A 25,787-nucleotide genomic window follows, 5' to 3' on the forward strand; every position below is an offset into this window, starting at 1 on the left:
GGCCCGGCCTGGCCCGGGGAACGCGCCTCGGCGTGCGGCACCCCCTGCTCCGGGCGCTACTCAGCCCTGAGCGGTGTCGCTGGCGGCGAAGCGTTTGAACGTCCAGGTCAGCCGCATGACCACGAGGACCATGAGAACGCTGACCGTGGTGGCCCAGGCCATGGCGACGGCGTACTCCTCGCCGCCGGGGTCGTCGCCGGCCACCATGAAGAACACGGCACCGATGATGGCCACGCCGGCCGCGCTGGCGACCTGCTGGGCGGTGGTGAGGATGCCGGAGGCGACACCGGCGTCCTCCGGGGCGACCCGCATCAGCGCGGCGCCGAACAGCGCCGGAAGGACCACACCGTTGCCGCCGCCGATCAGGCAGAGACAGAGCACCACCCAGGCGACACCGGTGTCGTCCCCGCTGACGTAGAGCCGGCCGGCGAGCAGCACCAGGCCCAGCCCGGTCACCGCGCTGCTCACCACCAGCGCGCTCATGCCGAAGCGGTCGGTGAGCCGCGAGCCGATCATGGCGGTCGCGGTGAACAGCACACCCATCGGGGAGAAGACCAGTCCGGCCTCCACGGGGCTGAGCCCCATGCCCGCCTGCAGCAGCAGGGTCAGGGTGAACATGAAGCTGCCGAAGTAGACCATGAACGCGGTGCTCGCGATCATCCCGCCCCGGAAGGAGAGGCTGCGGAACAGCGAGAGCACCAGCACCGGGTTGCCGCCCCGGCCGGCCAGGTCCCGCTCCCAGCGCAGCGTGACCACCGCGACCGGGACGGCGAGGGCCATGGAGATCCACGTCCAGGCCGGCCAGCCGGTGGTGTGGCCCATGGTCAGCGGGACCAGCAGCAGCGCCAGGGCGGCGGAGATGCCGATCGCCCCGGCCGGGTCCAGGCCGACGTCGCTGCGCTGGCGCTGCGGGGGCAGGACACGCGGCGCCACGATCACGATCACCAGGCAGATCGGCACGTTGATCAGGAAGATGCTGCGCCAGCCCAGGCCGGCGAAGTCGGCGGAGATCATCGCGCCGCCGAGGACCTGACCGGCGATCGAGCCGAGTCCGGCGGCCGCGCCGTACCAGGCCATCGCCCTCGGCTTCTCCCTGTCCGGGAACTCGGCCGTGATCACCGCGAGGACCTGGGGCACCATCACCGCGGCGGCCAGCCCCTGTGCCAGCCGGGCGGCGACCAACTGCTCGGGGTTGGCCGCGATACCGCACAGCAGCGAGGTGACGCCGAGGGCGACGGCGCCGATGACGAAGAGGCGGCGGTGACCGTAGCGGTCACCCAGCCGGCCGCCGGTGATCATGCCGCCCGCGTAGGCGAACGCGAAGCCGCCCACGATGAGTTCGAGTGCCGACGGCCCGGCGCCGATGCTGTCTTCCAGCGACGGCGCGGCGACATTGACCACGAAGAAGTCGAACTGCACGATGAACATGGCCGAAAGCAGGACGACCAGGACCAGATTGATGCGCAGCGGGGGTAATTCCGTCGGCGCTTCCTCCCTGCCGGTGGAGGAGGGCGGGTGGGTGTCGGTCATGGGACTCCTCGAACGCCTGCAGCACTGTGCTGCGGGTTGAACGGATGGGAACTGTCAGGACGGTTCGGCGGGTTGGTAACCGCACGCGACCGCGGAGGAGCCTACCGATTGCTGTCGGCCGTGCATGTGTGCGGTGACGCGGTGGTTCCTTGCGTGCGCTTCCGCCGGGTGGCGCGCAGCGCGCAGGTGATCCGCGCGGTGCAGACCCGCCGCCCGGACCGGTCGGTGACGACCACCTCGTAGGTGGCGGCGGTCTGGCCCAGGAACAGGGCGGTGGCCACCCCGGTCACCTCACCGGCGCGCACCGCACGGTGGTGGGTGGCGTTGAGGTCGACGCCCACCGCGATCCGGCCGGCGCCGGCGTGCAGTGCGGCGCCGATCGACCCCATCGACTCGGCGAGCACCGCCGAGGCACCGCCGTGCAGCATCCCGTAGAGCTGGCTGTTGCCCGCCACCGGCATGGTGGCCACCAGCCGCTCCGGGGAGGCTTCCAGGAAGGTGATGCCCAGCCGGCCGGCCAGTGTCCGCGCACCGACCCGGTTGATCCAGTCGGCGGTGCGCCACGGGTCGTCCTGCGGGATTCCGTCGGCCGGGTCGAACGCCAGGGCCGGCGGCGCGGTGGGGCCGGGCCCGGCGGTCGACGCCGGGCCGCCGGGCGGGGCGAGTTCGCCGTCCGCGGGGGACGCCCCGTCGCCCGCCGCCGAGGGCACGGTCGTCAGCCGTGCGGTCATCGGGTGGCGCCGGTCGTCAGCCGGCCGGCCTCCGTCCGCGCGGCGGGTCCGGTGGGGCGGTAGCTGTGCAGGGCGGCGTAGCGCTCGCGGAGCCGGCGCTTGTGGACCTTGCCGGTCGGGCCGAGCGGGATGTCCTCCTCGGTCTGCGCCAACTCCAGCAGGGCGACGGCGGGTTGGCCGATCCGGGTCAGCACCTCGTTGACCTGCTTCAGCAGCACCTCGGGGTCCGCGCCGCTCTCCCGGGGGCGGACCACGGCCACCGGCACGGTCGTCTCCTCGTGACGGCCGGCGACCACGGCACAGTCCTCGATGTGGGGGAGGTTGAGCAGCAACTCCTCCTCCATCAGCACCGAGTAGCCGTCGCCGGTGGGCGTTCGGATGGCGTCGACCACCCGGTCGACGTGGAAGAAGTCGCCGTCCGCGGTGCGGGAGACCAGGTCCCCGGAGAGCCAGTAACCGGCCAGCATGGTGCGGTAGGTGGTGTCCGAGTCGTTCCAGTAGCCGCGTGTCACGGCCTCGCCGCGCACGCCGAGCATGCCGACCTCGTCCGGCTCGGCCTCGGTGCCGTCCTCCCGGAGTACGGCCACTTCGGCGACGGAGACCCGGGTGCCCAGGTAGCGGGGGCGCGGCGGGGAGTCGGGGGTGAGCAGCCGGCGGATCGCCGCCCAGCCCAGTTCGGAGGAGCCCAGCCCGTCGTCGACCACCGAGCCCGGCACCGTTCGGCCGTCCACGGTCGTGCTGCCCAGCCGCATCAGCGCGCGCATGTGCGCGTCGTGGCCGGCGTCGCCGAGGTTCAGCCAGACCTGCACCGAGGTGAAGTCCGCGGGGTCGTTCTCCATGGTCGCCAGGCGGCCCAGCGCCTCGTTGAAGGCCAGCACCGCGGTGGGCCGGTAGGTGGCGCAGGCGCGCGCCAGGCCCGGTCCGCCGGGGTCGGAGTAGGCGATGGTGGGCAGGCCGGCGAGCAGGGCGTAGAAGGTGAACGCGATGGCGCTGGAGTGGGTCTGGGGCGCGGCGGCCAGCATCACCGAGTCCTCGGACTCGGTGTTGTTCGCCAGCCGGAAGCGGGCACCCGCGACGCTCTGCCGGTGCGTCCAGATCACCGGCTTGGGGTTGCCGGTGGTCCCGGAGGAGTGGCAGAGCACCACCGGGTCCTCGTCACCGTGCCGGTACACCGCCGACTCCGGCAGCGAGCGGTGGCCGAGCGTGCCGACCTCCTCCCGGGCGCAGGTCCAGCGCAGGCCGGGCAGTTCGAGGTGTCGTCCGTCGAGCAGGGCCAGGTGCGGGGCGTCGGTGTAGAGCCCCACCGGTTCGGTGCGGCGCATCAGGCCCAGCGCCAGTTCGGGCAGCATCCGGCCGTTGATCAGCAGCCCGATCGCGCCGATCCGTGCGAGCGCGGCCAGGTGCAGCTGGTCCTCGAAGGAGTCCTCGATGTAGAGCGCCACCCGGTCCCGGGGGCGTACCCCCCGGTCGAGGTACCAGGCGGCCCAGGCGTCGGCCAGCGCGTCGAGCTGGTTGATGCTGAACTCCGCCTGCTCCTGCCCGTCGAGGTTGACCAGGGGGCGGTCCGCGATGATCAGCGGGAGATCGGGGTGGGGACTCAGTCGTGCGGCCGTGCGCCAGGCGTTACCGCCACCGAGGCCGGGGAAATGCGCGGCCCGCAGGCGGGCTTCCGGCGACAGCAGGGTGCGTGCGGAAAGGGGCATTGTTCACCTGTCCTCTTTCAGAAGACCAGCGCCTTTTACAGATACGACGACGAACTGCTGCGAACCGGACGCTTTTCTTCGCATTTCTGCGGCGCGCCGCAGGGTGCGTTCGGAATGGCGGCCGAGCCACTCTCGCGAGCCGGCCCTGCCCGGCGCCAGCAGCGACCACCGAATATGTCAGGTCTCCTCTTCCCGCACCTCAAACATGACGTGCGGCACAACCACGCCTGCCGGAAGGAGGGACCGGAACGACCGGCGGCCCCGCCGCGAGGAGCTACCTGACAAACAATGCGCCACGCATTTCGGTGTCCCGCTGGAAGGTGTGTACGGTTCCGGACGGCTCCTGTTGAATTCTCGTCCGTTCTCTCCGCCCCATGCGACAGCTCGACGAGGAGCGTCCACTGTGCTCCCAGTGCGGGATACCGATATTCATGACCGGCTGCGCGCCATCGTAGCCACCGTGCTCGAACTGGACATCGCGGAGGTGTCTGCCGACGCCTCTTTCCATCAGAACCTGAAAGTCGACTCCCTCGAAAAGGTCGAGATTTCCGTACGCATCGAGAGGCACTTCGGCGTCACCCTGACCGACGAGGAGGCGGCGGCCATGGACAGCGTCCGTGACGCGGCCGTCCTGCTCGGCGGCCGGGTCCCGGCGACCGGACCGACCGCCGGCCCCGAGGGCCCCGGGCTTCCGGATGAGCCGGGCGCGGTGACCGCGCCGGGCGAGCCGGCCGGCATACCGGCCGCACATGCCGCGGCCGTCCTCGCGGGCACGGCGCCGCTCACCGCGACGGAGTCGGCGGCGTCCCCCGTGGCCCCGGGGAAGCCGTCCGACGCCGCCGAGTCCGCAGACCCGCCCGGCAGGGGAAGTCCCGCCGATCCGGTCGACCTGGTCGCGCGACTGGTCGGCGCCCATCTCGACGCCGGCCACGGCGACCGGGTCGGCTACTTCGACCCGGACGTCGGTGAGGTGTCCTACGCCAGGCTGTACGAGGCGGCCCGGGGCTACGCCGGGGCGCTACGGGCTCTCCGAGTGGTCCCCGGCTCGCGTGCGCTGGTGCTCGCCGAGGACTCGGTGGCGACCGTGGTGGCACTGCTGGGGCTCTGGTGGCACGGGTGCGTCCCGGTCCCGGTGAGCCCGCTGCTCGACGAGGCCCAGCTGCGGTTCCTGGCCGACGACTGCGCGGCCGCGATCGTCCATGTCGACGGCGGGCCCGACCGCCGGCGCGAGCTGGTGGCGGCCTTCGGCCATCTCCCCCAAGTGACGGGTTGTCAGGTACGCGACTTCTTGGTGTCCGGTGCCCCCACGCTGCCCGGCCGTCCCGGGGAGGTGGCTCCGGTCGCCGCCTGGGCCCCCGAGCGCGAGGCGCTGGTGCAGTACACCTCGGGAAGTACCGGCCGCCCCAAGGGGGTTCGCCACTCGGCGGGCGGGATCAACGCCATGCTGGACGGTTTCGGCAGCGTGGCGGGACTGCGGCCGGACGACGTCGTCCTGTCCACTGCCCGGCTCTCCTTCGGCTACGGACTGGGCAGTTCGGTGCTCTGCCCGCTGGCCGCCGGAGCGCGCACCGTACTGCTCCGTGGTGCGGTCGACCTCTACACGGTGCTCGCCGCGTTGCGCCGGTACCGCCCGACCGTGTTCTGCTCGGTGCCGAGGATGTACCTCAGCCTGCTCGACGCGCTCGACCGGGACACGTCCTCCTCCCCCGGCGGGACCGCGCCCGGCGACAGCGCGGGGCCCCGTGGAGACACCGTGCCCGGCGGCTCCGCGTCCACCGGAAGCCCGTCACCGGGATCGTTCTCCGCGGCACTGCGGCTCTGTCTGTCCGCCGGTGAGGACTGCCCACCCGAGCTGGCCCACCGCATCCGCCGTACCTTCGACACCGAGTTGATGAACTGCTTCGGGGCCACCGAGGTGATGCACGTCGTGATCGCCACCCCGCCGTCGGAGCCCCTGCCCGGCTCCCTCGGCCGCCCGGTCCCGGGAGTGACCGTCACCGTCCGCGACGACCAGGGCCGCCCCGTGCCGGACGGCGACGAGGGACGGCTGCACATCGCCGGTCCCACGGTCGCCCTCGGCTACCTCCACCGTCCGGTGGAGAACCGGGCCACCTTCGCCGACGGCGGCGCCTACACCGGTGACCTGGTCCGGCGCCTGGCGAACGGCACGATCGCGCACATCTGCCGCACCGACGACGTGCTGAACCTCGGCGGTTACAAGGTCGCCCCGGACCAGATCGAGCGCGTGGTGCGGTCCGTGGACGGCGTCGCCGAGTGCAGCGTGGTCGGCGGATCCGACGAGAACGGGCTGGAACAGGCGGTGGCCTTCATCGTCCCCGTCCCCGGCGTCGACCACCACACGTTGCGCAAAGCCGTCCGGGTCGCGGTGCGCACCCGGCTGGAGTCGTACAAACGCCCGTCACGGATGGAGTTCGTCGAGATGCTGCCAGCAACGGCCACCGGAAAACTGGCGCGCTACCGACTGCGACAGCAGGCGGTGCGGTCATGACCGGCGACGCGATCACCGGCCCGGACGCGCCGGTCACCGGCACCGGTCCCACCGGGCGAAGCGGCCCGGCGCGGGACACCGCGGGGTGGGAGATCACCGGTCTGGGCGCGGTGGCCTCGGTGGGCGACAGCCCCGGGGAGATCTTCGACGCGCTCTGCGCGGGCCGCAGCGGCCTGTCGGGCCTGCGGGTGTTCGACACCAGCAGGTACCGGGCGCGGCAGGCGTACGAGATCGACGACCGCGCGACACCGGGCGTCGACGAACCCCTGCGCGCCACCCGCTGGCTTGGCACCGTCATCGACCAGGCCGCCAAGGACGCGGGGCTGGACGGGCTGGAGGACGTGCCGGTCCTCGTCGGCACCACCCTCCAGGAACAGCGCAGCGCCGAACTGTGGTGGCGCGGCGGCACCCCGTTCCGGCCCGAGCAGATGCACTTCGGCACCGCGCTGCGCTCCTCCGTCGGCACCCCTCACTCGTACACCTTCGCCAACGCCTGCGCGGCGGCGCTGTATGCGCTCGGTATGGCGGCCGACCTGATCGAACTCGGCCTGGCGGACACCGTGGTGGTGGCCGGCACCGACGCGATCGGCGAGAGCGCCTTCGGGACGCTGGACCGGGTGCAGAACAAGATCCCCCAGGCACTGACGCCGTTCGACGTGTCACACCGGGGCATGCTGATGGGCGAGGGCGCGGTCGCCGTCGTCCTCCAGCGCGCCGGTACGGCGTCCGCTCCCGCGCACTGCCGGTTGCGTGCGGTGAGCGTCAACTGCGACGCCCACCACGCCACGGCACCCGACCCGGACGGGATCTCCTGGGTGGTGCGCGACGCCCACCGCCGGGCCGGGGTGCGCCCCGAGGACATCGATCTGGTGATGCTGCACGGCAGCGGCACCCCGCGGAACGACAGCACCGAGGCGCAGGTGCTCTCCCAGATCTTCGCCGGGGGCACCGGGCCACTGATGACCGCGATCAAGTCCATGACCGGTCACACCCTCGGCGGCTCCGGGCTGCTCAGTCTGGTGATGGCGGCGCTCGCCGTCCGGCGGGGCCAGGTGCCGCCGGTCCGGGGGCTGGTCCAGCCGATCGAGGAGGCCGCCGGTCTGCGGCTGGTGAGGGACACGGCGGTCGCCGCGGATCTGACCGTCGCGCAGGTGAACGCGTTCGGCTTCGGCGGGATCAACGCCGCCGCGATCGTGGAGGCGGTGTGATGGGCGGGCGCCCTGAGGACACGGTGGTCACCGGGGTGGGGCTGGCCGTCCCCGGGCTCACCCACCCCGACGAACTGCTGGGCACCGTCCGCGAGGGCGGTTTCGACCCCGCGACGGGTCTGGCCGGCCGCGACCTGCGGCACAAGGACCGCGCGTCCCGCCTGGCACTACGGGCCGCGGAACCGGCGCTGCGTTCGGCCGGAGTGTGGGACGGCACCGAACTCCGCGTCCCGCGCGACGAGATCGCGGTGATCGTCAGCTCCAACCTGGGCATCCTGGACAACGTCTGCGCGTTCACCGACATCATCGCGGAGAAGACCGTCACCGGCCTGAGCCCGCTGGGGCTGCCCCAGACGTCCAGCAACGTGATCGCCGGTTCGGTCGCCATGCGTTTCGGGCTGCGCGGCCCCAACATCACGCTGTGCAACGGCGCGACCAGCGGCCTGGACGCGCTGTACTGGGCGCGCAACCTGCTCGCGGTGGGCCGGGCCCGGGTCGTGCTGGTGGTCGGGGTGGAGCCGTCGGGCCCTGCGGTGACGCGGCTGCTCGGCACGCCGAGCGTGGACGGGGCGGCCGGTGTCGTGCTGGAGTCCGTCGAGAGCGCGGTGGCGCGTGGCGCGCGACCGCGTGCCACGGTGGCCGGCTGCGCCAGAGCGGGCGACCTGTCCACGGCCGTCGCCGCGGTGTCGGCGCAAGCGAGTACCCCGTCGGGGCGGGCGGGCGCGGCGCCGGACGGTGCTCCCTCCCCCGGACCGGTGACGCTGTGGCTCACCGGCGCCGACCACGCCGCGTCCCCGGCCACCCCCCTCGTCCCGAACGGTGCGGCACCGGGCGTGCCGACCCGCGACCTGGAGGCCCAACTGGGCCCCTGCTCGGGCGCGTTGGGAGTGTTCCAGTGCGCGGCCGCGGTGGCCCACCTGGACCCGGACGGTTCGGCGCCGGGAGTCACGGCCGACGGTGGCGCGGTGCTGGCCACGGTCGGCGATCCGGAGACCGACGCCGTGGCCGCCGCGCTGTTCACGCCACCGCCGTCCGGGCCCACGGCGCCCCGGAGCCGGGAGTTCGCCGCAACTGCTGCCGCGCCCTGACGTCCGAACCTCCCGCCTACCCCCTCACGACCAACCACTCCTGACGGCCAGCCCCACCCCTGACGGCCAGTCACCCCGGATGGCCCGACAGCCCTGGAGGGCCCGATCTCCACCCGCCATCGACACCCCACCGGACCCCGAGCCCGAACCCTCACCTGAAAGGCACAACGCCCATGTCAGAGAACGCCCACGTCGTCCTCGACGTCGAGGAGCTGCGCGCGCTGGTCGCCGAGGCGCTGGAACTCCAGGTTGACGAGATCACCGACGAGGCCCGTTTCGACGAGGACCTGGGAGTCGACTCGCTGGTCTCGCTGGAGATTTCCGTGCGGCTGGAGGAGCGGTACGGCATCCGGATCGACGAGAACGACCTGTCGGAACTGGGGTCCTTCGGCCGGGTCAGCGAACTGGTGCGGGACCAGCTCGCCATCCGGTCGGCGGCGTGACGGCCCCGATCCCCGGCCCGGGGGTGGCACCGGGCGCGAACCCGGGCACGGCGGCGGACGCGCGGGCGGGTGGTGACGCGGGGCCCGTGCCGGGCGTGCGGCCGGTCGCACTGGTGACGGGCGGATCCCGGGGGATCGGGCGCGCGGTGGTGACCCGGCTGGCCCGGGACGGGTTCGACATCGCCTTCTGCTTCCGTTCCCGCTCGGACGCCGCCGAGCAGGTCGTCAAGGAGGCCACCGAGGCCGGAGCCCGGGTACACGCCGGGGAGGTGGACGTCACGCGTCCCGACCGGGTCGGGGAGTTCGTCTCCGCCGTCGAGTCCGGACTGGGCCCACTGACTGCCGTGGTCACTTCCGCGGGGGTGACCCGGGACCGGCCGCTGGCCCGGATGAAGGACGCGGAGTGGACCGAGGTCATCGACACCAACCTCAACGGCACGTACCACGTCTGCCGTGCCGCGGTGTTCCCGATGATGAGACGCCGCCGGGGCACGGTGGTGACCATGTCGTCCGTCGCGGGAGTGCACGGCACGCCCGGCCAGACGAACTACTCCGCTTCCAAGGCGGGCATCATCGGTTTCACCCGGGCGCTCGCCCGGGAGGTCGGCGGCTTCGGGATACGGGCGAATGTGGTGGCGCCCGGATTCATCAGTACCGACATGACCGCGCTCATGCCGGAGAAGGCCAGGAACAAGGCCCTGGAACGGATCCCGCTGGGCCGCCCCGGCTCCCCTGAGGAGGTGGCCGACCTGGTGTCGTTCCTGGTGTCGGACCGCGCCGGCTACATCACCGGCCAGGTCCTCGGCATCGACGGCGGCCTGCTTCCCTGACGGCCGGCCCTCGGCGGACGCCTCGGTCCGGGCCGACGCCAAGGCCGAGGCGTCCGCCGAGGGGCCGGGGCCGTCCTGGCGGCCTTCCCGTGGGGTCCCCGACGGCGCGCTGACGGAGACCGTCCACACGTCCTGGGCCGGGTCCGCACAGTGACGCCTGCCGCGCGACGACGCCACTGTGCGGACACGTCCTAGCCGCAGACGATGTCCCGGCTCGGCCGCTCACCCGTGGCCAGGAAGTGGGAGACCGTCCGGTCGCCGCAGGCGTTGCCGTTGGCGAGGTAGGCCTCGTGGCCGGTGGAGTTCACGGTCACCATGACGGCGCGCCGGCCGAGGGCCTCGCGGAGTTCGAGGGCGCCGCCGAGGGGGGTGGCCACGTCACGCCGGTTCTGGATCATGAGGACGGTGGAGGGGCCCCGGTCGGTGATCCGTACCGCGGGCTCCTTCGGCACGTACGGCCAGGCGGCGCAGACCGACGCGTTCCGTGGCATCCCCGCGGTCAGCGGGAACTTGGCGCGGCTCTCGGCAACGCCCTTCTCGTACACGGACGCGGACTTCGGCCAGGCGGCGTCGTTGCAGAGGGTGGCGGCGCTGACCGCGGTGACGTTCTGCATGAGGGGCTCGGGCGGGGCCTCGGGCGCGGGCGGCACGGTGCCCTTCCGGGCGGCCAGGATCATCTTGGCCAGGGCGGGATAATCGTCGGGGTCGTAGAGGCTGTCCAGCATCGCCTGGCGGAACACGTTGCCGTCGAGTTCCCCCGGGTTGGCGCCGGGCCACGGCAGGGGCTCACGGTCGAGTCGTTCGGCGAGGCTCAGGAAGAGGCGGCGCACGTCGGCCGCGGTCCCGGCCACGCGGTCGGGGTTGCCGGGCCGGGACGCCCACTTGGCGAACTCGGGGAAGTTGTCCTCGGCGCCGACCTCGAACGCGGCGAGCCAGGCCCGCTGCACCCGGGCGGGGTCGGGGTTGTTGTTGCTGTCCAGCACGAAGCGGTCGGCGCGGTGCGGGAACAGCTCGTTGTAGACGGCACCAACATACGTTCCGTACGAGACGCCCCAGGCGGAGATCTTCCGTTCGCCGAGCGCCGCCCGGATGCGGTCGAGGTCGCGGGCCTCGTTGGCGGTGCTGATGTGCCGCAGCAGCCGGCCGCCGTTGGCCGCGCAGGCTTGCGACATGCGCCGCGCGGTGGCCATGTTCTGGGTGACGGAGCCGTCGAGGGCGGGCCAGGGCAGGAGTTTCGTCCGGGCGAGGTCGCCTCGCTCCACGTCGCAGCCGACCGGTGCGGAGCGGCCGTACCCCCGGGGATCGAAGCCGATCAGGTCGTGGGTGTCCCGCACCGCCTGAGGCAGCTTCTGCCCCTTGCCCGAGGGCTGGTCGAGGCTTCCGCCGCCGGGTCCGCCGGGGATCATGAACAGGGCGCCCCGGCGTGTCTTCGGGTTCTCGGCGGGGATGCGGGAGAACGCCAGGGTGATCTTCTCGCCGTGCGGCTCCGCGTAGTCCATCGGCACCTCGATGGTCGCGCACTCCTGCCGCGGGTCGAGGCCCGTTCCCTCGCACTTCGTCCAGTCGAGACGCGGTGGCCCGGCGTTGCCGACCGTCGAAGCGGACGCCGCGGTGAGGGGCGCGGCGAGGCTCAGGACGGCGGCGGAGGCGGCGAACAGGGCGGTGCGTCGCTTGTTCTTCGTCATACGGACGAGCCTCGCCCGCCCCGTCCGTCACCGACATCCCGCCAACTGGCCTGTGTGCAGGGGGGTTTACCCCCCAAGTTTCCTCCAGGCCCTCCAGTCCCCCAGTCCCCCACGACCCGGCGACCCGGCGACCCGGCGACCCGGCGACCCGGAATGATCCACGTCTCCTGCCACCGCCCGCCAGGCCCACGACGGAAAGTGCAACCCACAGGTTGCACTTACTCGGAAGATGTGCAACCGTTCAATTGCACGTTTCTTCCACGAGGAGGCACCCATGAACGACATCACCGCCGCGGATGCGGCCGAGCTCGACCGGATCGCCCGGCAGATCGACATCGACGCCCCGGCCGACCGGGTCTGGGAGCTGGTGGTACGGCCCGGCTGGTACATCAATGACGGCACGGTCGAGGCCGAGCCGGACCTGCGCTACGAGGGCGACGTGGCCGTCGTGCGCCATGCGTCGCTGGGCGAGTTCCGGTTCCGGACGGTCGAGCTGGACCGACCGCGCTACGCGGCGTTCCGCTGGATCGGAACGCCGTTCCGGGACAAGGCGACGCCCTCCACCCTGGTCGAGTTCTGGATCGACGAGCGCGACGGCGGCGGGGTGACCCTGCGCGTGGTGGAGAGCGGTTTCTCCAGTCTGTCCGACGACCCGGCAGTGTGGCTGAAGGAGCGCGAGGGCAACGACAAGGGCTGGTTCAGCGAGCTGGCCGCGGCGAAGGAGTTCGTCGAGAAGAGCGCGCCGGCACCGACGAGGCACGCGTGACCGCCCCCGCCCTTCCCGTCGTGTGCGCCGCGCTCGGCGACGCGACGCGCTGGGAGATACTCACCCGGCTCGGCCAGGGCCCCATGTCGGCGTCCGCGCTGGCCAAGGTGCTGCCGGTGAGCCGACAGGCGATCGGCAAGCACCTGGAGGTACTGCGCGAGGTGGGGCTGGTCGAGTCCGAGCAGCGCGGGCGCGAGGTCGTCCACCTCGCCGTCGGAGCCCAACTCGGCGCCCTGGCACGCGAACTCGACCGGATCGGCCGCTCGTGGGAGTCCCGTCTGCTGCGGGTCAAGGAACTGGCGGAGCGCCCCGAATCCGGACCGGCGGATGACGGACGACGGGTGACGGGTGACGGACGACGGGTGACGGGTGACGGACCAAGGACCACGGACGACGGGACAGGATCATGACTGAGCATGACGGCACGACGGCGGACCGCGCGCCGGCACTGCCGCCGGTGGCCGACCGGGCCTCCTTCCAGGCCGAACTCGACCAGTTGCGCGTCCGGGAGAAGGCGCACACCCGGGAAGGGGACGCGATCGCCGCCGCCCGGCGGCGCCTGCCCATGGTCGAGGTGGCCGCCGACCTCGAACTGACCGGCCCCGACGGCCCGGTCACCCTGCTCCAGGCCTTCGAAGGACGTCGGCAGCTCATCGCCTACTACTTCATGTGGCACCACGGCCACGACGCGGCCGGGCAGTGCGAGGGCTGCACGTGGGTCACCAGTCAGGTCCAGGAGCTGTCGTACCTTCACTCGCGCGACATCACCTACGCGGTCTTCTGCCAGGGCCCGTTCGAGGAAAGCCGCCGCTACCGCGACTTCATGGGCTGGGAGGTGCCCTGGTACTCGGCGGTGCCGTCGCAGGACGAGCTCCTGACCGGGCGGCGCGTCGGCTCCATGCACCTCGTGTGCTACCTGCGGGACGGCGACCGCGTCTTCGAGACGTACTGGACGACCCAGCGCGGCGTGGAGACGATGGACTACAGCTACGCGCTCATGGACCTCACCGTGTACGGACGCCAGGAACTCTGGGAGGACTCGCCCCCCGAGTGGCCCGTCGTCCAGGGCACGCCCGCCGAACACGTCCGGCTGCGGAGCAACGGACGCCCCATCCCCCACTGGCCGCGTCTCGCAGCCGGCCGCTCCGACAGGCTCACGCCGCACTCCTGACGCTCGGTTCGTTCCTTTTGACGGGAAAATATGGCCCGATATGGCGCTAGTCACCGGTTCAGCCGACGGGCACCGTTGGGACCGCTCAACTCCCGTGCCTTCAGGAGGATGTCGTGCGATTACGTCCCGGCAACGTGTCACCGGTGAGGACGCTGTTCGCGGTCCTCGCAGCCCTCGCACTGGGCGCCTCGGCCACCACCACCGCCGCCGCCACCCCCGTCCCCCAGGTTCCCAAGGCCAAGGCCCCGGTGCCCGATCCCTCTGGGACGTACTGCTCCGTCGATCTCAGCGATCAGAAGACGGCCTGCTTCACCACGGAACAGGACCTGCTCTCCTACGAATCCACTCTGGCGTCGGTTCCGCTCGTCGCGGTCTACAACTGGGTCAACTACCAGCAAGGCGGCGGCTACACCGTCTACTACGGTGATCGCGCCTGCACCGCCACCACCAGCGACGTCGAGTACGGCCTTCCGGGGCTCACCCATCCGTACGCGTCCAACAACCCCAGCGGCATCCTGGAGAACAACACCTACAGCTCGGTCAGCACCTACACGGCGCAAACCTGCGACATCAAGCTCTTCGACGGCGCCAACTACACCGGCGCCTCCTCGGAGTGGATCGACCGGTGCACGCACCTGGGCGGATCGGGCACCGGCGACTGCCCGTCCACCAACTGGTACGACCGCGCCGGCTCCTACCAACTCAGCTGAGACACCGGCGCCCCGCCCCGCGTGCGACATGGACACCGTGCCGCTCCGTGTGCGCGAACGGCCACGCCCACGACGCCTCAGGGCGGGAAGCCCGCTGCCGGAGCCCCCCGCCTCCGGCCCGCGCGGTTCGCTCCGAACACGGCCGGGCGGGCGCGGACTTGCTCGTCGCGCTCTGAGGACCGGCCGGGAGGTGCGTGTGGGTGCGTGTCACTCCGGTGCGCTGCGGCGGGCGTAGGCGCGGGCGGCGCGGGCCCGGTCGCCGCAGCGGGTCGAGCACCAGTGGCGTCGGCCGTGGGTACGCAGGAGGAACCGGTCGCAGGGGGCGGAGCCGCAGGTCGCGAGGAGGTCGGCGTCCGGGCCGGTGAGCAGGTCGGCGGCGTCGGCGGCGAGGGTCGCCAGTGCGTGGTTGACGGCCTGGTCGGTGGGGTGCGCCTGGACGCGGCGCAGCCCTTCGGCCCGGTCCCAGGTGAGCAGGGGCGCGGTGGGTACGGCCGTGAGCGCCTCGTTCACCGCCCGCAGGGACGCCTCGGGCGGGGCGGTGCCGTCGACCCGGGCGGTGAACAGGGCCCGCACATGACCGCGCAGGGTACGCATCCGCCGCGCGCAGATGTCGTAGAGCCGCACGTCCGGGGCGGTCAGGCCGTGTACGGCGAGCCAGCGCATGGCGGAGTCGGGGGTGGCGAGCAGGTCGTAGCTCTGTCCGGCGGGCAGGGTCGCGGCGGTGTCGGCGAAGTCCAGGGAGGCGTGCCGGTCGACGCCCGGCGCCGGGGGCAGGGCGGCTTGTGCGGCGTCGTCCGGCTCAGTCATGCCCTCATGGTATCTCTTGCGTTTTTCCGTGACGTCCACCTAGTCTCGCCTCACGGAAAACATGGCGATAATCCATGAGAAGTGAGAGTGTGACGAGCATGTCCCAGCACGGCACCGAGCAGATCCAGGTCCGCACGTTCGGCGGTCCCACCGCCCTCTTCGAGTACGGCGGCCTGCGCTTTTTGACCGACCCGACCTTCGACGGCCCCGGCGAGCACCCCTCGCCCGGCCTGACCCTCACCAAGACCGCCCCGTCCGCCGTCACCCCCGCCGACCTCGGCCCCGTCGACGTGGTTCTGCTCTCCCACGACGAGCACGCCGACAACCTCGACACCTCCGGCCGCGCCCTGCTCTCCGACGTACCGCTCACCCTCACCACCCCCGGTGGCGGAGAGCGTCTGGGGGCGAAGGCCAAGGGCCTGGCCGACTGGGAGTCCGTCGAGCTCGACCGTCCCGACGGCGGCACGGTGACCGTGACCGGCGTCCCCGCCATCCACGGCCCCGGCACGCGTGAAGAGGTCGAGCCGTTCACCGGCCAGGTCGTCGGCTTCGTACTGACCGGCCAAGGCCTGCCGACCGTCTACGTCAGCGGCGACAACGCCTCCCTCGACGCGGTCAAGGAGATCGCCGGGCGCTTCGCCCCGGTGGACACCGCCGTCCTCTTCGCCGGAGCTCCCCGCTTCCCCATGCTGTTCGACGGTGAGCCGCTCGTCCTGGACAGCGTCCGGGCCGCGGAGGCCACCCGGATCCTCGGCGCCCGCCGCGTCGTCCCCGTCCACCACGACAGCTGGGCCCACTTCACCGAGGGCCGCGACGAACTGGAGGCCGCGTTCACCGCCGCCGGCCTGGCCGACCGCCTCGACCGGGACTGGATCCAGCGCGCCTGAGCGCACCCGTTTCGGTGTGTGCACCGGCTCCGCAGGTGTCCGGGCGTGCGCGTGATCCGGTAAAGCTGGGACATATGCAGGTGATGAGGCTGATGACTGCGGTGCGCCGGATCGACCGGCGCCTGACCAAGCGGATGGCCGCCCGGCACGAAGGCAGTGTCCGTCAGACGCTGTCGGCGGTGGAGGAAGCGGCAGAAGGCAGCAAACTCTGGCTGGGCGCTGCCGCGGTGATGATGGGGGCGGGTGGGTGGCAGCGGCGCACATCCGCCGCGGCGGGTCTGACCGCCCTGGCTCTGGCGCAGGTGATCTCCAACGCCGTGTGCAAGCAGATGGTCGATCGTCTGCGTCCGCCGAAGGAGTGGATTCCCCACGACGAGGTCGAGGACCGGCCGGATTCGTCGTCGTTCCCGTCCGGGCACACCGCGGCCGCCGTGGCCTTCACCGCCGCGGTGTTCCCGTCGTGGCCGTCGGCCGGTGCCGCGTGCGCAGTGCCGGCCGCCCTGGTGGCCGTGGAGCGGGTCCAGTCGGGCGCCCACTACCCCAGCGACGTCGCCGCCGGGGCCGCCGTCGGGCTCGTCAGCGCCTGGCTGACCAGGCGTCTGCCGCGACTGGCCTTGCGTGCGTGGCGGTGACGGACGGGACCGGCACCGGGCGGTGACGCCGACGGACGGTGGGCCCGGCCGACGCGGCGCCGCAAGCCGGCGGCCCTGCAGTCGCCCTCCGATCCGACTCGCGCAGGCCGCCGCCTGGACGTCGGCGGCTCAGGACCGTGCCGCACGGGAACGGCGCAGGCGGCACCTGACTCGTCAGCCAGGTGCCGCCTGTCTTGAGGAGCGTTCCGCCCCGCCTCACAGAGTGATCAGCAGGACCGCGTCGTCATCCGGTCAGAGGGTGACGACGTCCACGGTGACGGTGCCCTCGACGCGGACGTCGACGTCCACGTTGATGTCGAGACCGAGGCGGGCCTTGACCCGGGCCTCGATCGAGGCCTCGATGTCCGCGGCGATGGCGGCCTCGGCCTGGGCGTCGGCCTGGACCGAGGCGTCCGCCGTGACGTCGACGGACACGTCCACCACGCCACTGGCGAGAACCGTGACATCGACCTGGGCGGTGACGTTCGCGTCCACGCGCGCTTCGACGGCCGCTTCCACGTCCGCGGCAATCGCGGCTTCCAGCTCACCGATCACGGACTGCTGCGCGGTGACCCCCGTGATCGCGGACCCGGCGTCCGCCACCGCGGCCTGCGACGCTCCCAGCGTCAGCGCGAGCGCCGCGACGGGAACGACAGCGCCGACAGCAGCCTTACGCACGATGTTCTTCACAACTACCTCCATTGGCATGGACACGACTCACTGAGGGGGTGGCGGAGATCGTTATTCCACACCAACTTCCGGTCGGCAAAGGCCAGTTGGTAGTGCAACCAGTTCTACCCGGAGGTAATTGAAGGCACTACAGGCGAGCGACCCGTCACCGCTGGTAATCACGTCGCGGCCGTCACAAACATCGACGGCATGTGTGTAACACCACATTGATCCACCAGGACACCTCCCCAAAAAACACACACGCGGACGCCCCTCGGAAGACCGAGACCGTTCAGAACGGGACGTCAGGCAACGCGGCGCGAGGCCGGACGCACGAAGGACTCACACATGCAGGGTGGGCCGGTAGACGAGTTCCTGGATGTGGCCGTCGAGCGTCCGGTGCTCGATCAGTTCGAGGTCGAAGTCGGCCGCGCCCTGGAAGATCGGGTCCAGTCCGGTCCGGCCGGTGATCACCGGGAAGAGCGTCACCTGGACGCGGTCGACCAGGCCGGCGGCCATCAGCGCCCGGTTCATCGACAGGCTGCCGTGCGAGCGCAACGGCACCTCGGACTCCTCCTTGAGCCGGGCGACGACGTCGACGGCGTCACCGCTCACGACGTTCGCGTCCGGCCAGTCGAGGGGGCCTTCCAGGGTGCTGGACACCACCGTTGCCGGCAGGCTCCTCATCCGGGTGACCCACGGGTCACGCACCTCGGACTCCTCGGTACTCGAGGCCAGCATCTGCGCGAACGCCCGATACGTGTTGGCGCCGAACACCATCCGCTGCTCGTCCCGGTACAGGGCGAGACGGTGATCGAGAAGCTCGGGGCCCTGCTTGCCCCAGTAGCCGGTCCAGTCGCCACTGGCGGCGCCGAAGCCGTCGAGACTGGAAAAGACGTCGAAAGTGTAGGTGGCGGCCATGATGCTCTCCTCAAGGGCGATGGATCGCTTCTTGGGATGGAGACTGACCATCGCGGCGAAAGTCATCGCCTTGGGACAGACCCGGACGACACATGACGTACTCAGTGGGGCTCCCGGGCCTGGAGGAGCCGGGGGCCCCGCCGCGCCAACGACCGCCAGGGCCAGGATCACGGCGGCCCCCAACATGGACGGCCAGCGGGCTACTACCTCGAAGGTCCGCGATCAGCCGTGCGGATAGAGGTCATTCCCATGGAGGTCATTTCCCTGGAGGTCATTCCCCTCGACTGCTGCTCGGATCTGGCGGAGCCACTCCGTGCCCAGCCGGCGCCCGTCGGGGAGCTGGTCGCCGCGATCCCAGCGCCACGCTGTGATCATGGCCAGCACGAGGAGCCGGCACTCGCGCAGCAAGTCCTGATCGACACCCGGATAGTGCTCGCTGACTTCTTCGGGCGCGTGGGCGAGGTCGAATGCGACGGGCCCACGGCAACACGTCTCAAGGTCGATGAACAGCAGCCCGTTCTGCGTGGTGAGCATGTTGCCCGGGTGCGGCTCGCCGTGCAGCAGTTGCTCGGCGCCGCCCCGCTCGCCGATCACTCGTCCCAGGTTTCGCAACGTGTCGCCGAGCAGCGCCCGGTCCGCGTCGGCGAGTTCCGGCGTGTGGTCGCGGTTGGCCACGAGTTGTTGGGCCTGCTCGACCCGGTCCGTGAATCGCGGCGTCGGGACATCGAGCTTGCGCATGCCGGCGTGCAGCCGCTCCAGCGCATGGGCGTAGTCGGCCGGCGAGACCTGTCGAGGTCCCACGGGTTCGTAGTAGGTCCAGAACGTGACCACGAAGCCATCACGCTCATGGACTCGTGACTCCACCCGAGGATCGAGAGCGGCCACAGGGCATCCGGCTTCGGCGAGTCGCTGAGCGAGCTCGACCTCGAACTGCGCGACCTGCTGCGCTACGGGTGCCACCCGGGCCAGGACGTCACAAGGCAGCAGCCGCAGAGTGAGCTTGTTCGAGTCATGAAGAACGATGGCGTCATCGGCCGTCAGGCCAAGCGACGAAGCGGTCGACATGGCCGCGGTCACCGCACGCCGGACCTCTGACGCCTGCATCGTCGCCCGGCCCTTCTCCCTTGAGCGCTGTCACGGCCTTCCAAGCGCGCAACTTGCGCACCGTACCAAGGTGTCGACACCGACGCGCGGTGGTGCGGCGGGCGGGGACGCGCCTGTTGCGCGGCCACTGCGCGAGGCGGCGTCCGGCGGATCACGTGTCCAGGTACCGGAAGGCCTTCGTGACTGGCACCGGCTGGCACGACAGCCCTTTCACTCCTCACGGATGCGGCGGGCCTTGGCAACGAGCCGCCGAGGCAGCGTCGGCCCTGCACATGCGTAGTCGATCAGCAGGTCCCGGTAGGTGGTGTTCGCGAGCTCCGGTGCCAGGGTGATCAGGGCCCTCAAGTCGTCGGACGAGCCGGAAAGCCGTGTGCGGTAGGCGGCGCCCGCCGCGCGCAGGGAGACTTCGTGAGGTTCGCATGCCAGGCCCTGTTCGACGAGACTCACGGCCGCGGCGAAGTCGCCCTGCTCGGCACGCACATCTGCCAGGTCCAGGTAGAGGGACCAGTTGGCGGAGTCCAGGGACAAGGCGCGTTCGAAGGCCGCAGCAGCCTGATTCAGGTCGCCCATCACACGCCAGGTGGCCGCTCGTGCCACTGCGGTCCACATGACCCGGTCGACGGCATCGGCGCGGTCGCACAGGACGAAGGCCAGTTCGTACCGGCCGCAGGACCGGGGCAGCCGGGCCATGGAGGCCAGCGCTTGTGGGACGGGATTCCGCTCGGACACCACGTCGAGGGCACGGAACCAGGGCGCGAACCGGTCACGCATCTCGTCGGTGTCCAGCTCGTGGCCGTAGTCCAACGTCCGCAGGCACGCCTCGGCCAGCGCCTCGGAACTCACCGCGTCGAGAAAGCGCGCATCGCCGAACCAGGGTGCGGCGCCCCATGCCACGTCGGGCCGCACACCCGTGACCGAACCAAGGGCCATCACCGCGTCGTCCATGTTCCCCTCGAGGAACAGGAAGTACGCCTGCGCCAGCACAGCACTCAAGGAGCCGTCCCCTTCGAGGCTCTCCTTCAGTTCCGGGCGTTGTTCCTGCCACAACTCGGCGAGGGCCGCATAGGGCTCCGGAGCCGCCGGTGCCGAGGCTATGGCCCCCACCAGAAGCCTCACGGCGCCGACCGGGCTTCCGCCGCAGTGCGCCATCACACCAGCGAGACCGACTCCCGCCGTCACTGACTGATTCGACATCGCCAGAGAATAACCGTGGCCAAGGTTTCTCCGAGCCCTTCCGCTGGGACGACGGTTACGCCGTCGCTGGTCTGTCAGTGACGGACGGGAACGACGGCACAACGGCAAACGCCGCAACGAGGTCGAGCGGACGATCAACCGGCGCAAAACTACCGAGCCGTCACCACCCGCTACGACAAGAGTCGCCTACTCCGGCGTCCTCCGGATGGCTCCCGCCAGGGCTCATCCGCCTCGTGTCGTCGATCTCCTCGACCTCGCCGACCTGCACGAGGCCCCTGAACCGATTCCGTGCGTCGCGACATCAGGCCCGCCTTGGCCCCCGACCCCACCAACACCCCACCTGCGCCGGCGCTCTCACAACCTGAAGGCTGGCCCGATCCCGGCACGCCCATTGCGTCAAGCGTTGAAGAGGTGACGAAAAGGCTTCGCGCTCAGAATTCCGACTTGCCCCGCTAGGTTCCCAACCCTGCGCGATGTATTGACACTTGATTTCAGGAGTCTTACGTTTCAGCCGCAGTCTGAGAGCGCTCTCAGACTGGGCTCAGCGCTCACCCCACCGACGGTTCGCCGTGGTGCGGACCCTGTCCTCCCCGGCCTGGTCCGGGCGTTCCCCACGCCCGACCACGTACTGCGGCCCGCCGCCGACGAGCCCTCGTCCATCGCGATGACATGAGGTGTTTCCCCATGCCAGCTCCCCGACCAAGACACGCCGCCGCGCTGGTCCTGGCTGCCGCCCTGGCCGCGGTCGGTCTCGGCCCGGCCGCCACACCGGCGGCAGCCGCCACCGTTCCCGTAGGTGCCGGGAGTTACTCCGACACCCGGCCGGCCGGCACGTCCGGGCCCACGAACAACACGGGCGGGCCGGTGACTCCCAAGGTCACCGAGGCCGCCCGGAACAAGCCCGTGCCCACCAACGACTGGTGGTCCTCCCTCGCCTTCCAGCGCTACGGCGACAACCCGTACTCCACGCCCATGTACGGCCATCCGCTCACGTACCAGGCCGTCGCCGGTGGCCTGGAGGTGGGCTACCCGACCAGCCCCGCCGTCGTCGGCGACGGCCGCCAGTACGAGTACGCCCACAAGCGCGACCTCACCCTCGGCCTGAGCGGGCTGAACTCGCCCAACACCAAGGCCGACGCCTGGTCCGACTGGACCGTCACCCCGTACTGGTCCGACGGCACCCGCACCCTGCGCACGACCATCGGCCACGGCATGCCCTTCGTGTACGCGCAGGGCACCGGCGGCAACGCGCAGATCACCACCGCGGCCACGCCGAACGTCTTCGCCGACCAGGGCAACGTCCTCGGCGTCACGATCAGCGGGCACCACTACGCCCTGTTCGCGCCGAGCGGCACCGACTGGAACGTCTCGGGTACGACGATCAGCGCCGGCCTCGGCGGCAAGGACTACTTCTCCCTCGCCGTGCTGCCGTCCACCGACGCGCTGGCGACGTTCCGCAAGTACGCGTTCAGCTTCGTCACCGGATCGCAGGTCGACTGGAGCAGCGCGGGCGGCACGGTCCGCGCCACGTACAAGCTCACGACCCAGGCCAAGGAGGGCACCGAGCAGGGCACTCTCCAGGCGCTGTACCGGCACCAGTGGCTGCACACCACCGACGCCCTCACGTCGTACACGTACGTCTCGCCGCGCGGCACGATGAAGGTGCGCGAGGGCACTTCCTTCACCACCAGTCAGAAGGCCGCCCCGGTGCTGCCCGGGCTGCCGAAGAGCAGCGCGGTCGACACCGCCCTGCTGCGCACCCGGCTGGCCGAGGTCGCCAACGCCTCCGACCCGTTCTCCGGGGCCACGGACACGTACTGGACCGGCAAGGCGCTCGGCAAGCTCGCCCAACTGGTGCCGCTCGCGGACCAGATCGGTGAGGGCGCGATCCGCGACAAGCTGCTCGGCCAGCTCAAGGGCCGTCTGCAGGAGTGGTTCACGGCGGGCGGGGCGAGCGAGTTCTCCTACGACCGCGACTGGAAGACGCTGATCGGCTACCCCGCCTCCTACGGCAGCGACGCCGAGCTCAACGACCACCACTTCCACTACGGCTACTACGTGTACGCGGCGGCCATCGTCGCCCAGTACGACGCGTCCTGGGCCGCCGACTCCGCTTGGGGCGGCATGGTCAAGGCCCTGATCCGCGACACGGCCAACCCGAGCCGCACGGACAGCGCCTTCCCCTTCCTGCGCGGCTTCGACGTGTACGCCGGGCACAGCTGGGCCTCCGGGCACCAGGGCTTCGCGGCCGGCAACAACCAGGAGTCCTCGTCGGAGTCCACCAACCTCAGCGCCGCGCTGGTGCTCTGGGGATCGGCCACCGGCAACTCGGAACTGCGTGACCTCGGCAGCTACCTGCTGGCCACCGAGGGCGAGGCGATCGCCCAGTACTGGTTCGACGCCGACCAGACGGTCTTCCCGTCCTCCTTCGGGCACGACACGGTCGGCATGGTGTGGGGCAGCGGCGGGGCCTACTCCACCTGGTGGACCGCCAACCCCGAGGAGATCCACGGCATCAACGTGCTGCCGGTGACCGCGGGTGGTTCCCTGCACCTCGGCGCGCACAAGGCGGCGATCCGGCGCAACATCGCGGAGATGGAGCGCGAGAACGGCGGGCCCGCCGTCGAATGGCGCGACATCCTCTGGGAGTTCCAGTCGCTGGCCGACCCGGCCGCCGCGAAGTCCAAGTGGGACGCCGGCAACGCCGGATACACCCCGGAGCAGGGCGAGTCCAAGGCCCACACGTACCACTGGATCACCACCCTGGACGCGCTGGGCGCCCCGGACCCGTCGGTGACCGGCGACCTCGCGACGTCCGCGGTGTTCAGCAAGAACGGCATCCGCACGTACACCGCCCACAACTACGGCGCCACGCAGCGCACCGTCACGTTCTCCGACGGCAAGACGCTCACCGTGCCCGCCCGGTCCACCGCGACCGGCACCGGTTCGGGCTCGGGCGACCCGGACCCCGAGCCGCCCACCGGCAACACCTTCCAGCTCCGTACCGGCGGCACCCTCACCACGGCCACCGGCGCCACGGCCGGCAGCGACACGATCCCCTCCGCCGGCGGCCGCAACAACGACGGCACCCCGAGCAATCCGCTGGTCTACGTGGTCAAGGGCGTCAACGCCACCCTGAAGTCCGGTGCGACCACCGCCTTCCGCCTGCCGGTGGACGCCGGTACCTCGGTCGGACTGGGCCAGCAGGCCCGCATCAGCTACGACCTCACCGGTGACGGCACCTTCGAACGGACGGAGACGTACAACTACTTCGCCACCGACCCGGTCACGGGCTGGGAGGACTACACCCAGGCGCGGGGCCTGAAGTCGGCGACCGGCACCCTCGGCGACCTGCGCGGGGGAACGGTCCGGCTGGAGGTCTGGAGCGCCATCGGCAACGCGTCCTCGCAGCTGCGCACCGGCACGGACACGTCGGTGGTGGTCATCCCCTACGTGTGATCCACGCGTCACGCGCGACAGGAGACGGCGGGCACAGGATCTGTGCCCGCCGTTCGACGCGTCGGCCCGCCCGACCGCCGGTACTCGTGGTTGATCAGTGCGGTCAGCAGGTGGGTCCCGTCGTGCCCGCGGTGCCGGACACCGCGACGCCGGGCCGGTGCCGGCCGGTGGTGTCACGCGCGCCAGGAGACGGCGGGCACAGAGTGTGGCGGCGGTGCGGGCCGGGTGTCGGCCCGAGGAGACGGCCTCGTCCATGGTCTTCAGCGCTTCCCCGACGGAGGCGTCACCGGAGAACAGCCTCCGCACGGCGGTGAAGTGCGCCTGCTGCACCTTGGAGTTCGGCCAGCGCTGAGTCGCAGCAGCCGGCGAACACCCCCGCGCAGTACCCGGGTGTGCGCGCCGAGGGCGAGACCATCCGCCAGGTCGACTACAGCGAGGGTCTCCAGGTCGGCTACCGCTGCTACCAGGCCCAGGGCGAACAGCCGCTGTTCGCGTTCGGCCACGGACTGTCGTACACCGACTTCGCGCTCTTCGGGCTCAAGGTCTCCGCGTCGGGCGACTCGGGGGACGACGGGCTGACGGTGCGGTTCCGGGTGACCAACTCCGGCAAGCGGACCGGCACCGAGGTCCCCCAGGTCTACCTGGAGCTGCCCCGCAGCGCGGGTGAGCCGGCGCCTCGGCTGGTCGCCTGGGAGCGGGTGACGCTGCAGGCGGGCCAGAGCAGGACGGTCACCGTCCACCTCTCCGCCCGCGAGATCGCCGAGCGGCACCTGACCCAGTACTGGGACAGCGCGCGCGACGAGTGGCGCACTCCGTCCGGGACGTTCACCGCGCACGTGGGCGCCTCCTCGCACACCACCCGAGCCCGGGAGATCACGCTCGGCAGGCCCTGATCCCGCCGCCGTCCGCCCGCACACCGGCGGCGGGCGGACGGCGGCCCCGGCCCCGGCCCGGGCACCGGCACCGGCCCGGGCACCGGACGCAGGACGCAGGACGCAGGACGCCCAAGCGTGGCACGCGAAACGTCACGATGAGCGGCCCATGCGCGGCCCATGCGCGGACGACCGCCCCGAGGCCCGGGGTACGTGGGAGCCTGGCTCCAGATGCAGGGCTCCCCCGTCCGGGCGACCCTGGAAGGAGATCCCGACCCCTCACACCCCAGGGATAGCCATGATCAAGAAGCTGCACGAGATGGGGATGCGGAGCGAGCACGCCTACATGGCCGCATTCGCGTCCATCGGCCTCTCCGTCGCCACCTGGATGACGTCCCTCAAGGCCGAGCCCGGCGCCGGCATCGCCCGCGCCGACCGGTGGGGAATCTTCATCGGCGAATGGGCGCCGACGCTCTTCGGCCTCGGCCTCGCCCTGTCCCACTACGAGCAGTCGGAAGGCACCCTCCTCGCCAGCGTGAGCGAGATCCGCGAGGACCGAGCGGCCATGTCACCACCACACGCCCGCCTGCGCCGACGCCCGCGGCGCCCGGCGCGGCTCGGCGCGGCCCGGCGCCGCGTGCCGCGCCCACGTGACGACGGGGCGACGGGGCGACGGGGCGACGGGGCGATGCGCACGCCTCGAAGGACCCGTGTCCGCCGCCCGCGATGCGAGAGGAACCCGGCTTGCGGTGCGGGCAGGCTGTGGCAGCACTCCACCCGGCGAGCCGGTCGGCTCGCCGGGCTCACGCCCGACCTGACGGCGTCCCGTCCCCGAAGAAGCGGTCTCGAAGTACGGCTCGAAGTACGG

22 protein-coding genes and 1 pseudogene are annotated in these 25,787 nt (G+C 71.5%); 14 read left to right on the forward strand and 9 right to left on the reverse strand.

Features of this window, described 5'->3' with window-relative positions:
• Positions 1 to 60 precede the first annotated feature (60 nt).
• The 3 genes from QC282_RS01705 to QC282_RS01715 form a co-directional block, all read right to left on the reverse strand.
• Complete coding sequence (locus tag QC282_RS01705) at positions 61 to 1,530, reverse strand: MFS transporter (protein ID WP_279547341.1); 1,470 nt, start codon at positions 1,528 to 1,530, stop codon at positions 61 to 63.
• Between the two features lie 101 nt (positions 1,531 to 1,631).
• On the reverse strand, positions 1,632 to 2,075 hold the full coding sequence (locus QC282_RS01710; RefSeq protein WP_279547503.1) for a hotdog fold thioesterase: 444 nt from the start codon (positions 2,073 to 2,075) through the stop codon (positions 1,632 to 1,634).
• A 182-nt stretch (positions 2,076 to 2,257) separates the two neighbouring features.
• Positions 2,258 to 3,964 (reverse strand): class I adenylate-forming enzyme family protein, encoded by a 1,707-nt coding sequence (locus tag QC282_RS01715; protein ID WP_279547342.1) that lies wholly within the window; start codon positions 3,962 to 3,964, stop codon positions 2,258 to 2,260.
• 205 nt (positions 3,965 to 4,169) lie between these two features.
• Between QC282_RS01715 and QC282_RS01720 the strand changes: the two genes are divergently transcribed.
• From QC282_RS01720 to fabG, 5 genes are all read left to right on the forward strand, one after another.
• On the forward strand, positions 4,170 to 6,473 hold the full coding sequence (locus tag QC282_RS01720) for an AMP-binding protein (RefSeq protein WP_279547343.1): 2,304 nt from the start codon (positions 4,170 to 4,172) through the stop codon (positions 6,471 to 6,473).
• The gene (locus tag QC282_RS01725; protein ID WP_279547344.1) at positions 6,470 to 7,681 is read left to right on the forward strand and encodes a beta-ketoacyl synthase; all 1,212 of its coding nucleotides are present in this window, start codon (positions 6,470 to 6,472) and stop codon (positions 7,679 to 7,681) included. Before QC282_RS01720 ends, QC282_RS01725 begins: the two co-directional genes overlap by 4 nt.
• Complete coding sequence (locus QC282_RS01730) at positions 7,681 to 8,769, forward strand: beta-ketoacyl synthase N-terminal-like domain-containing protein (RefSeq protein ID WP_279547345.1); 1,089 nt, start codon at positions 7,681 to 7,683, stop codon at positions 8,767 to 8,769. The genes QC282_RS01725 and QC282_RS01730 overlap by 1 nt, the downstream gene beginning before the upstream one ends.
• A gap of 173 nt (positions 8,770 to 8,942) precedes the next feature.
• The gene (locus tag QC282_RS01735) at positions 8,943 to 9,212 is read left to right on the forward strand and encodes an acyl carrier protein (RefSeq protein ID WP_279547346.1); all 270 of its coding nucleotides are present in this window, start codon (positions 8,943 to 8,945) and stop codon (positions 9,210 to 9,212) included.
• 86 nt (positions 9,213 to 9,298) lie between these two features.
• Positions 9,299 to 10,042 (forward strand): 3-oxoacyl-[acyl-carrier-protein] reductase, encoded by a 744-nt coding sequence (fabG, locus tag QC282_RS01740; protein WP_279547504.1) that lies wholly within the window; start codon positions 9,299 to 9,301, stop codon positions 10,040 to 10,042.
• A 191-nt stretch (positions 10,043 to 10,233) separates the two neighbouring features.
• Here fabG and QC282_RS01745 read toward each other — a convergent pair whose 3' ends face one another.
• Positions 10,234 to 11,727: an alpha/beta hydrolase gene (locus QC282_RS01745; protein WP_279547347.1), complete on the reverse strand. Its 1,494-nt coding sequence runs from the start codon at positions 11,725 to 11,727 to the stop codon at positions 10,234 to 10,236.
• Positions 11,728 to 12,001: 274 nt separating this feature from the next.
• On the opposite strand from QC282_RS01745, the gene QC282_RS01750 reads away from it, so the two are divergent.
• The 4 genes from QC282_RS01750 (at position 12,002) to QC282_RS01765 (ending at position 14,374) form a co-directional block, all read left to right on the forward strand.
• Positions 12,002 to 12,493 carry an ATPase gene (locus QC282_RS01750; RefSeq protein ID WP_279547348.1) on the forward strand — a complete coding sequence of 164 codons (492 nt, stop codon included), beginning with the start codon at positions 12,002 to 12,004 and terminating at the stop codon, positions 12,491 to 12,493.
• Entirely contained in the window at positions 12,490 to 12,903 is a 414-nt protein-coding gene (locus tag QC282_RS01755) for a metalloregulator ArsR/SmtB family transcription factor (protein WP_279547349.1), read from the forward strand. The genes QC282_RS01750 and QC282_RS01755 overlap by 4 nt, the downstream gene beginning before the upstream one ends.
• Positions 12,900 to 13,664, forward strand: coding sequence for a DUF899 family protein (locus QC282_RS01760; protein WP_279547350.1), 765 nt, complete (start codon positions 12,900 to 12,902; stop codon positions 13,662 to 13,664). Before QC282_RS01755 ends, QC282_RS01760 begins: the two co-directional genes overlap by 4 nt.
• Positions 13,665 to 13,777: 113 nt before the next feature.
• A complete protein-coding gene (locus QC282_RS01765; RefSeq protein ID WP_279547351.1) occupies positions 13,778 to 14,374 on the forward strand; it encodes a hypothetical protein in 597 nt (198 codons plus the stop codon).
• Positions 14,375 to 14,581: 207 nt separating this feature from the next.
• Here QC282_RS01765 and QC282_RS01770 read toward each other — a convergent pair whose 3' ends face one another.
• Positions 14,582 to 15,181 (reverse strand): ABATE domain-containing protein, encoded by a 600-nt coding sequence (locus tag QC282_RS01770; protein ID WP_279547352.1) that lies wholly within the window; start codon positions 15,179 to 15,181, stop codon positions 14,582 to 14,584.
• Positions 15,182 to 15,279: 98 nt separating this feature from the next.
• Between QC282_RS01770 and QC282_RS01775 the strand changes: the two genes are divergently transcribed.
• Entirely contained in the window at positions 15,280 to 16,068 is a 789-nt protein-coding gene (locus QC282_RS01775) for an MBL fold metallo-hydrolase (protein WP_279547505.1), read from the forward strand.
• A gap of 74 nt (positions 16,069 to 16,142) precedes the next feature.
• Positions 16,143 to 16,700 carry a phosphatase PAP2 family protein gene (locus tag QC282_RS01780; RefSeq protein ID WP_336621054.1) on the forward strand — a complete coding sequence of 186 codons (558 nt, stop codon included), beginning with the start codon at positions 16,143 to 16,145 and terminating at the stop codon, positions 16,698 to 16,700.
• A 252-nt stretch (positions 16,701 to 16,952) separates the two neighbouring features.
• Here QC282_RS01780 and QC282_RS01785 read toward each other — a convergent pair whose 3' ends face one another.
• The 4 genes from QC282_RS01785 to QC282_RS01800 all read right to left on the reverse strand — a co-directional run bounded on the left by QC282_RS01785 (position 16,953) and on the right by QC282_RS01800 (position 20,588).
• On the reverse strand, positions 16,953 to 17,390 hold the full coding sequence (locus QC282_RS01785; RefSeq protein WP_279547353.1) for a hypothetical protein: 438 nt from the start codon (positions 17,388 to 17,390) through the stop codon (positions 16,953 to 16,955).
• A gap of 321 nt (positions 17,391 to 17,711) precedes the next feature.
• A complete protein-coding gene (locus tag QC282_RS01790) occupies positions 17,712 to 18,290 on the reverse strand; it encodes a dihydrofolate reductase family protein (RefSeq protein WP_279547354.1) in 579 nt (192 codons plus the stop codon).
• 222 nt (positions 18,291 to 18,512) lie between these two features.
• The gene (locus QC282_RS01795) at positions 18,513 to 19,394 is read right to left on the reverse strand and encodes an aminoglycoside phosphotransferase family protein (protein ID WP_279547355.1); all 882 of its coding nucleotides are present in this window, start codon (positions 19,392 to 19,394) and stop codon (positions 18,513 to 18,515) included.
• Positions 19,395 to 19,604: 210 nt separating this feature from the next.
• Complete coding sequence (locus tag QC282_RS01800; protein ID WP_279547356.1) at positions 19,605 to 20,588, reverse strand: tetratricopeptide repeat protein; 984 nt, start codon at positions 20,586 to 20,588, stop codon at positions 19,605 to 19,607.
• A 684-nt stretch (positions 20,589 to 21,272) separates the two neighbouring features.
• Between QC282_RS01800 and QC282_RS01805 the strand changes: the two genes are divergently transcribed.
• The 3 genes and pseudogenes from QC282_RS01805 to QC282_RS01815 all read left to right on the forward strand — a co-directional run.
• Positions 21,273 to 24,047, forward strand: a complete 2,775-nt coding sequence (locus QC282_RS01805) for a glycosyl hydrolase (protein WP_279547357.1) — start codon at positions 21,273 to 21,275, stop codon at positions 24,045 to 24,047.
• A gap of 392 nt (positions 24,048 to 24,439) precedes the next feature.
• Complete coding sequence (locus QC282_RS01810; protein WP_279547358.1) at positions 24,440 to 24,940, forward strand: fibronectin type III-like domain-contianing protein; 501 nt, start codon at positions 24,440 to 24,442, stop codon at positions 24,938 to 24,940.
• Positions 24,941 to 25,217: 277 nt separating this feature from the next.
• Positions 25,218 to 25,484 (forward strand): annotated as a pseudogene (locus tag QC282_RS01815) (hypothetical protein); the annotation flags it as partial.
• Between the last annotated feature and the right edge of the window lie 303 nt (positions 25,485 to 25,787).

The sequence above is a fragment of the Streptomyces sp. DH24 genome (assembly GCF_029813775.1).
Lineage (GTDB): Bacteria > Actinomycetota > Actinomycetes > Streptomycetales > Streptomycetaceae > Streptomyces.